The organism is Microbacterium longlingense (genome assembly GCF_058349825.2).
In genome coordinates this window covers 30,591-43,296 of sequence record NZ_JBYRJA020000005.1, presented here as the reverse complement: position 1 = coordinate 43,296, position 12,706 = coordinate 30,591, and the positions used below count along the sequence as shown (strand labels likewise).

General features: G+C 69.5%; 12 protein-coding genes. 9 read left to right on the top strand and 3 right to left on the bottom strand.

Features of this window, described 5'->3' with window-relative positions; genetic code table 11:
* Positions 1 to 267 precede the first annotated feature (267 nt).
* From AC3RXY_RS08460 to dcd, 8 genes are all read left to right on the top strand, one after another.
* A complete protein-coding gene (locus AC3RXY_RS08460) occupies positions 268 to 1,053 on the top strand; it encodes a hydroxypyruvate isomerase family protein (RefSeq protein WP_491510470.1) in 786 nt (261 codons plus the stop codon).
* Between the two features lie 28 nt (positions 1,054 to 1,081).
* Complete coding sequence (locus AC3RXY_RS08455) at positions 1,082 to 1,960, top strand: 2-hydroxy-3-oxopropionate reductase (RefSeq protein ID WP_491510469.1); 879 nt, start codon at positions 1,082 to 1,084, stop codon at positions 1,958 to 1,960.
* A 43-nt stretch (positions 1,961 to 2,003) separates the two neighbouring features.
* Positions 2,004 to 3,791 (top strand): glyoxylate carboligase, encoded by a 1,788-nt coding sequence (gcl, locus tag AC3RXY_RS08450; RefSeq protein ID WP_491510468.1) that lies wholly within the window; start codon positions 2,004 to 2,006, stop codon positions 3,789 to 3,791.
* Between the two features lie 59 nt (positions 3,792 to 3,850).
* Positions 3,851 to 5,002: a glycerate kinase gene (locus tag AC3RXY_RS08445; protein ID WP_491510467.1), complete on the top strand. Its 1,152-nt coding sequence runs from the start codon at positions 3,851 to 3,853 to the stop codon at positions 5,000 to 5,002.
* Positions 5,003 to 5,095: 93 nt separating this feature from the next.
* On the top strand, positions 5,096 to 6,625 hold the full coding sequence (locus tag AC3RXY_RS08440) for an NCS1 family nucleobase:cation symporter-1 (protein WP_491510466.1): 1,530 nt from the start codon (positions 5,096 to 5,098) through the stop codon (positions 6,623 to 6,625).
* Between the two features lie 15 nt (positions 6,626 to 6,640).
* On the top strand, positions 6,641 to 7,366 hold the full coding sequence (locus AC3RXY_RS08435; protein WP_491510465.1) for an aspartate/glutamate racemase family protein: 726 nt from the start codon (positions 6,641 to 6,643) through the stop codon (positions 7,364 to 7,366).
* 54 nt (positions 7,367 to 7,420) lie between these two features.
* Complete coding sequence (gene allB / locus AC3RXY_RS08430) at positions 7,421 to 8,815, top strand: allantoinase AllB (RefSeq protein ID WP_491510464.1); 1,395 nt, start codon at positions 7,421 to 7,423, stop codon at positions 8,813 to 8,815.
* A gap of 119 nt (positions 8,816 to 8,934) precedes the next feature.
* Positions 8,935 to 9,540: a dCTP deaminase gene (gene dcd / locus AC3RXY_RS08425; protein WP_491510711.1), complete on the top strand. Its 606-nt coding sequence runs from the start codon at positions 8,935 to 8,937 to the stop codon at positions 9,538 to 9,540.
* An 89-nt stretch (positions 9,541 to 9,629) separates the two neighbouring features.
* Here dcd and AC3RXY_RS08420 read toward each other — a convergent pair whose 3' ends face one another.
* Entirely contained in the window at positions 9,630 to 10,259 is a 630-nt protein-coding gene (locus AC3RXY_RS08420; RefSeq protein ID WP_491510463.1) for a winged helix DNA-binding protein, read from the bottom strand.
* A gap of 88 nt (positions 10,260 to 10,347) precedes the next feature.
* Between AC3RXY_RS08420 and AC3RXY_RS08415 the strand changes: the two genes are divergently transcribed.
* Complete coding sequence (locus AC3RXY_RS08415; RefSeq protein ID WP_491510462.1) at positions 10,348 to 10,860, top strand: MarR family winged helix-turn-helix transcriptional regulator; 513 nt, start codon at positions 10,348 to 10,350, stop codon at positions 10,858 to 10,860.
* Between the two features lie 2 nt (positions 10,861 to 10,862).
* On the opposite strand, the gene AC3RXY_RS08410 is transcribed toward AC3RXY_RS08415, so the two are convergent.
* Entirely contained in the window at positions 10,863 to 11,132 is a 270-nt protein-coding gene (locus tag AC3RXY_RS08410; protein WP_491510461.1) for a helix-turn-helix domain-containing protein, read from the bottom strand.
* 104 nt (positions 11,133 to 11,236) lie between these two features.
* The gene (locus AC3RXY_RS08405) at positions 11,237 to 12,640 is read right to left on the bottom strand and encodes an MFS transporter (RefSeq protein ID WP_491510460.1); all 1,404 of its coding nucleotides are present in this window, start codon (positions 12,638 to 12,640) and stop codon (positions 11,237 to 11,239) included.
* Positions 12,641 to 12,706 lie beyond the last annotated feature (66 nt).

Genomic DNA, 12,706 nt, shown 5'->3' with positions numbered 1-12,706 from the left:
CTGCCTCGTCGTCGAGTTGAGTCTGGAAGCCCCGAGGAACGAGGCCTGGGTGCACGGTACTCCCGCCGCCGCTCATTCCGCAATAGAGAATCATCCATCCGCATCGTGGATATTTGGATGCTCTGACGCGTTCGACGACGGCCCGGCGACGGGGGGAGGGCTGCCGGGGGCGTGCGCTCTGCGGGCTGTTGACAGTGGCCAGACGGGCGGGTACCGTTTCGTATCAAGGAAGTCTTATTCCGAGATATGAAAATCAAGGATGATCCCATGACCTACACTGTCAACGCCTCGATCCTGCTGACCGAGCTGCCGCTGCTCGATCGACCCGCCGCGGTCGCTGCCGCCGGTTTCGATGCCGTCGAGTTCTGGTGGCCCTTCTCCTCTGCCGTTCCCGCGCCGTCGGAGGTCGACGCTTTCGTCTCGGCCATCCAGGACGCCGGCGTGCGCCTGACCGGACTCAACTTCTTCGCCGGCGACATGCCGGCCGGCGACCGGGGGCTGGTGTCCTGGGTCGGGCGTGAGGACGAGTTCCGCGCCAATGTCGACGTGGTCGTCGGCATCGGCGAGCGACTCGGCGTCCGGGCCTTCAACGCCCTCTACGGCAACCGCCTTCCGGGCGCGGACCCGCAGGCCCAGGACGACCTCGCCGTGCAGAACCTCGCGATCGCGGCGGCGGCGGTCGCCGCGATCGGCGGCATCGTGCTTCTCGAGCCGGTCTCCGGAATGGATGCCTATCCGCTCAAGACCGCCGCCGACGCTCTCGCCGTCATCCGTCGCGTCCGCGACGAGCACGGCGCGGACAACGTCCGGCTGCTCGCGGACTTCTACCACCTGGCCGTCAACGGTGACGACGTCGCGGCGGTGATCGCCGCTCACGCCGCCGACTTCGGCCACATCCAGATCGCCGATGCCCCGGGGCGCGGTGAGCCGGGCACCGGCGACCTGCCGCTCGAACGGTGGATCGCCGATGCCAGCGCCGGTGGCTACGCCGGTCCCATCGGCCTCGAATACAAGGCCACCCAGGCGGATCCGTTCGCCTGGATCAACGACTGATCCGCACGGAACACGAAGGAGTGAAGAGATGACCAGCATCGCCGTCATCGGCCTCGGGATCATGGGGCTTCCCATGGCAGAGAACCTCGTCAAGGCCGGCTACCAGGTGACCGGTGTGAACCGCAGCCCGGAGCCCGTCGAGAAGCTCGTCGCGGCCGGGGGTTCCGGAGCCGCCAGCATCGCTGAGGCCGTGCGCGACGCCGACGTGATCATCACGATGGTCCCCGACTCCCCGGACGTCGAGGCCGTCGTGCGCGGCGAGGACGGGGTCTTCGCGAACGCGAAGCCTGGTGCCCTGTGGATCGACAACTCGTCCATTCGCCCCGACGTGGCCAAGACGCTCTCGGACGAGGCCGTGGCCGCCGGTCTCGGCGCCGTCGACGCACCGGTCTCCGGAGGCGAGCAGGGCGCGATCGACGGCGTGCTGTCGATCATGGTCGGCGGAGCTCCCGAGCACTTCGCCGCGGCGGAGCCGGTGCTCCAGGCGATCGGCAAGACGATCGTGCACGTCGGGCCCGCGGGCTCCGGGCAGACCGTCAAGGCGGCCAACCAGCTCATCGTCGCCGTGAACATCCAGGCCCTCGCGGAAGCCGTCGTCTTCCTGGAGGCGTTCGGCGTCGACACCGATGCCGCCCTGCGCGTGCTCGGCGGGGGGCTGGCCGGCTCCAAGGTCCTCGACCAGAAGGGCCAGAAGATGCTCGACCGCGACTTCGCGCCGGGCTTCCGGCTCGCTCTCCACAACAAGGACCTGGGCATCGTCACCGCTGCCGCGCGTTCGGCCGGGGTCACCATCCCCCTGGGCGCGGCCGTGGCCCAGCTCGTGAACGCCCTCGTCGCCCGGGGCGACGGCGGCCTCGACCACTCCGGGCTCTTCAAGCTCACCGGCGAGCTCTCCGGGCGCGACTGACCTGCCGCTCGGCGACCGACGGCACAAGACCTAAGGACTTCACATGACACGCATGCGCGCAGTGGACGCGATCGTCCAGATCCTGGTGAAGGAGGGCGCCACCGAGGCGTTCGGCCTGCCAGGCGCCGCCATCAACCCGCTCTACGCCGCCATGCGCGACCACGGCGGCGTCCGGCACACCCTCGCCCGTCACGTCGAGGGCGCCTCGCACATGGCAGACGGCTACAGCCGCACCGGCGACGGCCGGATCGGCGTCTGCCTCGGCACCTCTGGCCCCGCCGGAACCGACATGATCACCGGCCTGTATGCCGCGATCGCCGATTCCATCCCGATGCTGTGCATCACGGGGCAGGCGCCGGTCGCCAAGCTCGACAAGGAGGACTTCCAGGCGGTCGACATCGCGGCGATCGCGAAGCCGGTGACCAAGTTCGCCAAGACGGTGCTCGAGGGTGCGCAGGTTCCGGGTGTCTTCCAGAGCGCGTTCCAGATCATGCGCTCGGGGCGGCCGGGGCCGGTTCTCATCGATCTGCCTTTCGATGTGCAGATGACGGAGATCGAGTTCGACATCGACACCTACGAGCCGCTTCCGGTGGCTCGGCCGACCGCGACCATCGCACAGGCCGACAAGGTGCTCGACATGCTCACGGCGTCCGCCCACCCGCTGATCGTCGCCGGTGGCGGCGTGATCAACGCCGGTGCCTCTGAGCGGCTGGTCGAGCTCGCTGAGACGCTCGGCGTGCCCGTCGTGCCGACGCTGATGGGCTGGGGGGCGATCGCCGACGACCACCCGCTCGCCGCCGGGATGGTCGGCATCCAGACCTCCCAGCGTTACGGCAACGCGAGCTTCCTGGAGAGCGACTTCGTGCTCGGCATCGGAAACCGCTGGGCCAATCGTCACACCGGCGGTCTGGACACCTATCGCCGCGGTCGTCGGTTCGTGCACGTCGACATCGAGCCGACGCAGATCGGGCGTGTGTTCGCGCCAGACTACGGTGTGGTCTCCGACGCCGGGGCGTTCATCGACGTCCTCCTGGAGCGTGCCCGCGAGCGGGTGGCCAGCCTGCCCGACTACACGGGCTGGGCGGAGGAGTGCCGCGAGCGCAAGGCGCGCCTGCTTCGCAAGACCAACTTCGACGATGTGCCCATGAAGCCGCACCGTGTCTACCAGGAGATGCTTTCCGCGTTCGGCCGAGACACCACCTATGTGACCACGATCGGCCTCTCACAGATCGCGGGGGCACAGCTGCTGCACGTGTACGCCCCGCGCCAGTGGATCAATGCCGGCCAGGCCGGTCCGTTGGGATGGACGCTGCCGGCGGCCCTCGGGGTCGTGCGCGGCAAGCCGGGCGAGCCGGTCGTCGCGCTGAGCGGCGACTACGACTTCCAGTTCATGATCGAGGAGCTCGCCGTCGGAGCGCAGCATCGGCTGCCGTACATCCACGTGGTGGTCAACAACAGCTACCTCGGCCTGATCCGCCAGGCGCAGCGCGCCTTCGAGATGGACTACGAGGTGTCGCTCGCCTTCGACAACATCAACACCCCGGCGGACTCCTCGAGTGTCGCAGTCGGCTACGGCGTCGACCATGTGAAGGTGGCGGAGGGTCTGGGGTGCAAGGCGCTTCGCGTCGAGCGTCCGGAGGATCTCGCCGCCGGCTTCGCCGAGGCTGTGCGGTTGCGCGATGAGTTCCAGGTGCCCGTGGTCGTCGAGGTCATCCTGGAGCGTGTCACGAACATCGCGATGGGCGCGGATCTCGACACCATGAACGAGTTCGAAGACCTCGCGACCGCTCCCGCGGACGCCCCCGAGGCCGTGTACGCGCTGCTGGACTGAGCGCCGAAGAGATTGAGCGCCGAAGAGATACTGAGCGCCAGAGAGAGAAGGCCTTGCTCATGCGCATCCTGATCGCGTCGGACAAGTTCAAGGGCTCCGCCACCGGCGCCGAGGTGGCGTCGTCGCTCGCCGTCGGCATCCGGGTGGTGTTCCCGGACGCCGTCGTCGAGGCGGTGCCCGTCGCCGATGGCGGCGAAGGCACGATCGACGCCGCGCTCGCCGTCGGGTTCGAGGAGGTCGTCGTGCCGGTGACCGGGCCGACGGGGAAGCCGCTGGAGGCGCGCTTCGCGGTGCGGGGCGATGAGGCCATCGTGGAGATGGCGGCGGCGAGCGGTCTCGACGTGCTCCCGCGCGGGGAGAAGGCCCCGCTCACGGCCACCAGTCGGGGAACGGGCGAGCTCGTCGCCGCGGCACTCGACCGGGGGTGCACGACGATCGTCCTCGGGGTCGGCGGCAGCGCATGCACCGACGGGGGAGCCGGAATGCTCGAGGCGCTCGGAGTCTCGCTGCGTACCGCCGGGGGGCCGGTACGCAGCGGGGGCGCGGCATTGGCCGACCTCACCGCGGTGGACGTGAGCGGCCTCGATCCGCGCCTGGCTGCCGCGACGGTCGTGCTGGCGAGCGACGTCGACAACCCGCTCCTGGGCGAGCGGGGGGCCGCGGCCGTCTTCGGGCCGCAGAAGGGCGCAAGCCCCGCAGACGTCGGAGCTCTCGAGGCGGGTCTGGCCCGGTTCGCCCGGCTGCTCGAGGAGCAACCGGGTGTGCGCGCGTCGATGGATGCGCCAGGGGCGGGGGCCGCGGGCGGCGTCGGCTACGCGGCGCTCGCCGTGCTCGGGGCGCGCCGTGAGCCCGGCATCGCGGTCGTGCAGCGCATGACCGGGCTCGCCGAGCGCATCGCGGGCGCCGACCTGGTGATCACCGGCGAAGGCAGCCTTGACGACCAGAGCCTGGGGGGAAAGACCCCGCTGGGCGTCGCCGCAGCGGCGGCGGCGGCCGGCGTGCCGGTCATCGCCGTGTGCGGACGTTCCACCCTCTCCCCGGAGCAGGCTCAGGACGCCGGATTCCGCCGGGTGTACGCGCTGAGCGAGCTCGAGCCCGACGTGGCGCGCAGCATCCGCTATGCGAAAGAACTGCTCGTGGAGGTCGGGCGACGTGTCGCCGTCGATCTCGATGGCGAGGCAGAGCCCGTTGACACCGCCCGACGTGACTGATGAAATCTCTTTCAATGAAACTGTAGTTCCGTTATTCGGAATCAAGACCCTTGCTTTCTCACCCCCTGACGATGTCGTCGAGGAAGGACACCGATGTCTGGCGACGAGCACATCCACGTTCCCAGCCGAGGCTCTGAGGGGCTGGACCCCGCGCCCTCCGCGGTCATCGCGGTGCAGGCCGGTCTCAGCCCGCGCCTCTACAACAGCGACCTGGCGCCCACCACGCGCGAAGGACGCCACTGGAGCGCGTACAGCATCTTCGCCCTGTGGGCGAACGACGTGCACAGTCTCGGCAACTACGTCTGGGCCATCGGGCTGTTCTCCCTGGGGATGAGCGGGGGAGCGATCCTCGGCTCTCTCGCCTTCGGTGCGCTCTTCCTCTTCCTCCTGCTCACGCTCTCGGGGTTCATGGGAGAGAAGACCGGTGTGCCCTTCCCGGTGATGAGCCGGATCTCCTTCGGCGTGTACGGCGCACAGATCCCGGCGCTGCTGCGCGGCGGCGTCGCGATCGCCTGGTTCGGCATCCAGACCTACCTCGCCTCGCAGGTGCTCCAGGTCGTGATCATCGCCCTGTTCCCCGGGGTCGCCGCTCTCCCCGACGGCACGTTCCTCGGGCTCTCCGCGCTCGGCTGGATCACCTTCCTCGCACTCTGGGTCGTCCAATCGATCATCGTCAGCTACGGCATGGAGATGATTCGCAAGTACGAGGCGTTCGCGGGGCCGGTGATCCTCTCGACGTTCGTCGCCCTGGCGTTCTGGGTCCTGGTCCAGGCCGACTTCCAGATCGCGTGGACCAACGACGAACCCCTCACCGGTTCCCGGCTCTGGCTGCAGATGCTCGGGGGCGCGTCGGCCTGGGTCGCGATCTACGGGACGTTCGTGCTCAACTTCTGCGACTTCACGCGCGGCGCCCGGTCGAAGCGATCGATCGTGCTCGGCAACTTCTGGGGCATCCCGATCAACATGCTGTTCTTCGGTGCTGTGGTCGTGGTGCTGGCCGGCGGATCCTTCGCGATCAACGGGCAGGCCATCGCGTCACCCGCCGATGTCGTGGCCGCGATCCCCAACACGCTGCTCCTGGTGCTGGCCTCGCTCGCGCTCATCGTCCTCACCATCGCGGTGAACCTGATGGCGAACTTCGTCGCGCCGACCTATGCGCTCACGAACCTGTTCCCGCGGCACCTCAACTTCCGCAGGGCTGCGCTCATCTCCGCGGTCATCGGACTCGTCATCCTGCCGTGGAACCTGTATAACTCCCCCGTCGTCATCGGCATCTTCCTGAACGGCCTGGGAGCGCTGCTGGGACCGCTGTTCGGCATCATCATGGTCGACTACTGGCTGGTGCGGAAGCAGCGCATCAACATCCCCGAGCTCTACTCCGAGCGGTCCGGCGCCGAATACCATTACCGTCGGGGGTTCAACCCGCGTGCGGTCATCGCCCTGGCGATCTCCGGCACCATCGCGCTTCTGCTCGCCTTCGTCCCGGAGTTCCAGGTCCTGAGCCAGTTCTCGTGGTTCCTCGCTGCGGGGCTGGGCGGGGTCGTCTACAGTCTGGTCGCGGACCGTCGCGGGCCGTTCCACGATGTTGCCGCCGGCGACATCGCCGTCACCCCCACCCACTGATCGGAAGGCTCGGACATGCGCATTCTCGTGGTGAACGTGAACACGACAGCGACGATGACCGACGGCATCGCGGACGCCGCCAGAGCCGTGGCGTCCACGGGAACCGAGATCGTGGGGCTCACCCCCGACTTCGGAGCGGAATCGTGCGAGGGGAACATGGAGAGCTACCTCGCCGCTGTCGCCGTGATGGACAGGGTGGTCCGCTATGACGGCCCCTACGACGCGGTGATCCAGGCCGGCTACGGCGAGCACGGCCGGGAAGGCCTGCAGGAGCTGCTCACGGTGCCGGTGGTCGACATCACCGAGGCCGCCGCGTCGACGGCGATGTACCTCGGACGCACCTACTCGGTTGTGACGACGCTGGACCGCACGGTGCCGCTCATCGAAGACCGTCTCGTCCTCGCCGGGCTGCACAGCCGGTGCGCCTCCGTGCGGTCCTCCGGGCTCGGGGTGCTGGAACTCGAGTCGGAGCCCGAGCGCGCGACCGAGGCGATCGTCGCCGAGGCGCAGCGGGCCGTGGAGCACGACAGGGCCGAGGTCATCGTGCTCGGCTGCGGCGGCATGGCAGAACTGCGCGAGCGGGTGGTCGCCCGCTGCGGCGTGCCCGTGGTCGACGGCGTCCAGGCCGCCGTGGCGGTGGCGGAAGGTCTCGTGCGCCTGGGGCTGACGACCTCGAAGGTACGCACCTATGCTCCGCCGCGGCCGAAGCGGATCACCGGCTTTCCATCCACCGCGCGCTGACAGCGCGCGGCTCAGACACGCGCCGGCGCCCCGGCCGGCAGAAGGGAACGCGACATGTCGCAGGAGAACGCACCACACGAGAGCTCGAACGCCTCGCTCGACCCGACGGGGGAGCGTTACGACCTCGTCATCCGGGGGGAGCGGGTGCTGACCACGGCGGGGATCCGCCCACGTGAGGTGGGCGTGCGTGACGGCGTCATCGTCGCCATGCAGCCCCTGGGCAACAACCTCGCCGGCGACGAGGTCGTGGAACTGGCCGCGGACGAGACTCTCATACCCGGCCTCGTCGATACGCACGTGCACGTCAACGAGCCGGGTCGCACCGAGTGGGAGGGCTTCGCCTCGGCCACCAGGGCCGCGGCGGCCGGGGGCGTGACGACGATCGTCGACATGCCGCTGAACAGCATCCCGCCCACCGTCGACGTCGAGGCGCTGAACGTGAAGCGCGAGACCGCGCGCGGCCAGGTGCACGTCGACGTGGGCTTCTGGGGCGGAGCCGTACCCGGAAACACGGGCGACCTGCGGCCGCTTCACGATGCCGGAGTGTTCGGCTTCAAGTGCTTCCTGCTCCACTCCGGCGTGGACGAGTTCCCGCCGCTGGACGCCGATGAGCTCGAGAAGGACATGCGCGAGCTCGCCACGTTCGACTCCGTGCTCATCGTCCACGCCGAGGACTCCCGGGCGATCGACCGCGCGCCGCAGCCAGAGGGCGACGACTACGGCAAGTTCCTCGCTTCGCGACCGCGCGGCGCGGAGAACCTCGCCATCGCCGAGGTGATCGAGCGGGCCCGCTGGACGGGTGCCCGGGCGCACATCCTGCACCTGTCGTCCTCGGACGCGCTTCCGATGCTGCGCAGCGCGAAGCACGACGGCCTGAAGCTCACCGTCGAGACCTGTCCGCACTACCTGACTCTCACCGCGGAGGAGATCCCCCACGGTGCCACCCAGTTCAAGTGCTGCCCTCCCATCCGTGAGGCCGGCAACCGCGAGCTGCTGTGGGAGGGGCTGCAGGACGGCACGATCGACTTCATCGTGTCGGACCACTCGCCTTCCACGCTCGACCTGAAGGACCTCGAGAACGGCGACTTCTCCGTCGCGTGGGGCGGGGTGGCCTCGTTGCAGCTCGGCCTGTCGCTGGTGTGGACCGAGGCGCGGCAGCGCGGGCTCCCGCTGGAGACGGTGGTGGCATGGATGAGCGAACGACCGGCCCAGTTCGCCGGGCTCACCGGCAAGGGCCGTATCGCCCCCGGCTATGACGCCGACTTCGCCGTCTTCGCCGCGGACGACGCCTACGTCGTCGACGTGAACAAGCTCCACCACAAGAACCCGCTCACGCCCTATCACGGCAAGGCGCTCGCCGGGGTGGTGCGCCAGACCTGGCTGCACGGCGAGACCATCGACTTCGAGACACCCCGCGGCCGGCTGCTGCGGCGCGGGATGCTCGGTTAGAGACCCCGTCTCCCGGACTCCTCATGGGCGCGCGGCGTGGTCGGCTAGAAGGGGCGCTGAACGGCGTCGGCGTCGTCATGGGGGAGTTCGGGAGGCGGCACCACCGCTACGCTGAAGACGTGCTGCTCTCCGATCGCGACATCCGAGCCGAACTCTCCGCCGGACGCATCGGACTTGATCCGTTGGATGACGCGATGATCCAGCCGTCGAGCATCGATGTGCGGCTCGACCGGTACTTCCGGTTGTTCGACAATCACAAGTACCCGTTCATCGACCCCGCAGAGGACCAGCCGGAGCTGACGCGGCTCATCGAGGTCGCGCCAGACGAGCCGTTCGTCCTGCACCCCGGGGAGTTCGCGCTCGGGGCGACGTTCGAGCAGGTGTCGCTGTCCGATGACATCGCCGCGCGCCTGGAGGGCAAGAGCTCCCTCGGGCGTCTCGGTCTGATCACCCACTCGACGGCTGGATTCATCGATCCCGGTTTCACGGGTCACGTCACGCTCGAGCTGGCGAACGTCGCCACCCTCCCGATCAAGCTCTGGCCGGGGATGAAGATCGGCCAGTTCTGTTTCTTCCGCCTGTCCTCCCCCGCGGAGAACCCCTACGGTTCCGGACCGTACGGAAACCGCTACCAGGGCCAGCGCGGGCCGACCGCATCGCGCTCGTCGCAGAGTTTTCACCGCACCGACGTCGGCGTGACGGATCTGGGCTCGCGCGGCGCCTGAGCCGCGGCGGTCCTTAATGCCCGAGAGCCCTCGCCGGCGCCCACGCGACAGCGTGGCGACGGCGAGGGCTCCGATCATGGGTGTGGCGATCAGGCGGTGCGCCCGCGGGCGAAGCCGGCATCGAAGCCACGCGCGTACGCGCCCTCGACTTCGCGGGTGAACCGCACCCAGCGTCCGTGCCGGTGCTCGCCGCCGGGGCGGCGCTCGCCGTGGCGGCGCTCGTGCTCGCCGTGGTGAGCACGCTGCTCACCACGCTCGCAGCCGTGGCCGCGGTGATGGCCGTGGCGGCCGAATCCGCCGCGGCGGTGGCGACGCGGGAGCGGAGCGCCCTCCGTCCAGCCGACGCTGCGGGCGACCTTCTCGAGGGACGCGATCAGCGTCGCGTACTCGTCGTCGGGCAGAGCGGCGGAGACCGTCTGCCGGACGTCGGCGACGATCGCGCCGAGGCGCTCCTTCGCCGCGCGGCCGTCCGCGGTCAGCTCCCAGGCGCCGTCGACGTCGATGACCCAGCCGCGCTCGATGAGCGTGCGCAGCCGCCGGGCATCGAGCGGGCGGCCGGCGTTCACGGTGCCGTCCACGGCGTTGAGGGCGCGCCAGTCGCGCCGGGTCGCGTCCTCGGCGGCGAGGGCGTCGTCGAGGGAGACGGAGATGAGGCGGTCGACCGCGCGCAGCCAGTAGGCGAGCGGACGGTCGGTGGTGTTGTCAGAGAGGTTGTTCATCACAGGGTTCCTTTGCTTGTCATTGTGCATATGCATGCAGTATGACATGTACATCAAGAACATGTCAAGTCGCATGTAAAATTGCGCTATGTCACCTGTCGACCCCGTCGAGGCCATCGCCCAGTCGCTCGCCTGTATCCGCGGTGCGCGCGGATGGGGGCGGCATGCGCACCACCATCGGCCGGATCATCCGCATCACGGACACGGCGGAGGACCGGCGGCGCGCCGCGCGCCGGACAGCGGCGGGCCGGCAGGGGAGCGCCGGGGCGGCCTGGCCTTGATGCGCATGCTCGAGGCGCTGGCGACGGCCGGCGAGCCGTTGAGCGTGAGCGCGATCGGCGCGGCGATCGATGTCGACCAGCCCCGTGCGTCACGGCTGGTGCAGCAGGCGGCGGATCGCTCGCTGGTGCGCCGTGAAGCAGACCCGGACGACGCCCGCCGCACCCGCATCGCGCTGACGGCGGAGGGTGCCGGGCTGGTCAACGGCATCCGAGACCAGCGTCGTCAGGCGCTCGATGGCGCGCTGGCCGACTTCAGTGAGGCCGAGAAGGGCGAGCTGGCGCGCCTGCTCACCAAACTGGCGGAGGCGTGGCCGCGCTGAGGTCAGCCGGCGCGACGGCGGTCGGAGATCTCGTCGAAGTGGCCGAGGGTGAGTCCGTCCAGCAGCTCGCCCGCGGTGACCGAGAGGGCGTCGGCGATGCGCACCAGCGTGTAGACGTTCGGCATCGCGCGCCCGGACTCATAGCTGCGGATGTTCGACGAGTCGATCCCGGTGGTCGCGGCCAGCTGATCCTGGGTGAGCGTCGCCCTGCGCCGGAGATCGGCGATGCGACTGCCGACGTGGGCAGCGGCTGCAGAGCGGACACGGGGCATTCATCCAGGGTCATCGTTCCCGGTGGAAGTGACCAGAGCGGGACCGCCCGGGTACTAATACTTTCCCCAGAATAGACGAGTTCCCCGCCCCGGTGTCCCGCCGGTCAGCGGCCCCGCACCGGGAGGAGCAGCAGGAATCCGATCAGCAGCACCAGGGCGAGTCCCAGGATTCCGAACACCGTCGACCCGGTGATCGAGATGAGGATCGCCCAGGCCGCAGAGGCCATCCAGCCCGCCGCGCGCCCCGTGGTGGCGTAGAGGCCGAAGATCTCTCCCTCGCGCCCCGCTGGCGTGACGCGGGCGAGGAAGGACCGCGATGCGGCCTGGGCTGGGCCGACGAAGGCGCACAGCAGCAGGCCGCCGATCCAGAACACGATCGTGCCGGCGTCGACCAGCAGGAACACCGCCGTTCCCGCGACGACCATCGAACCCAGGGCGATCAGGATCACCCGCTTCGGTCCGAGGGTGTCGTCGAGCCGGCCTGCGGCGATCGTCGACAGGCCGGCGATGAGGTTCGCGGCGATGCCGAACAGCACGAGTTCCATGAACTCGAAACCGAACACCTGCGCGGCGATGATCGCGCCGAAGGTGAAGACGCCGCTGAGCCCGTCCCGAAACACCGCGCTCGAGAGCAGGAACCACACCGTCGGCCGGGTCTCGGGCGAGCGGTAGAGACCGGCGATGTCGCGCACCAGCATGCCGTACGACGCGAAGAAGCCCACGCGACGGCTCTGGTTGCCCAGCGAGGGTTCTGGGACGTTCAGGAAGATCGGGATCGAGAACACGATGGCCCAGACCGCGCAGCCCACCGCGATGATGCGGAACGGCAGGCCGTCCGCGGCGCTGAGGCCGAACCAGTCCGCTTGGTTGAACGCCACGACCAGCACGAGGGCGACGATGCCGCCCAGGTAGCCGAAGCCCCAGCCGAGCCCGGAGATGCGGCCGACGTTCTTCGTCGTGGCGACGCTGATGAGCATCGCGTTGGAGTTCACCGCCGCGATCTCCCCGAACACCGTGCCCGCCGCGATCAGCGCGACCCCCAGCCAGAACAGCGTCGGCGACGGCTCGACGAACCACAGCCCGAGCATGCACAGCACGAGCGCGCCCGTTCCGATGCCGAGCCAGAGCTTCTGCCGGCCGGCAGCGTCGGCGCGCTGACCGAGGACGGGCGCGATCAACAGGATCAGCAGGCCGGCGATGGCCGTCCCCCAGCCGAGACCGGACGCGAGGTCGGCCTCTGCGGCGACCCGCAGCGGGTCATCCGGCTGCCGTTCTGCGAGATCCGCCGGGATGAACGCCCCCGTGGTGAGGTACATCGCCGTGAAGACGAACGTCAGGATGACGGTGTTGAAGGGTTGCGTGGCCCAGTCCCACAGCGCCCACGAGTAGATGCGCTTGCGGTTCGGCGGCTCGTCGCCGCGCAGATCGAGGCCGATGAGGGCAACGGCCTCGGTGGATGCTGCCGCGGGCGGTGGTGCCTGGTGGCGTCCCGGGTACTCGGAGCTCATGCCGGCAGTCTGTCGTGACGGGGTGAACGGCAGGTGGCGGCGCGCCGCGCGCCGCCCGGCGATCAC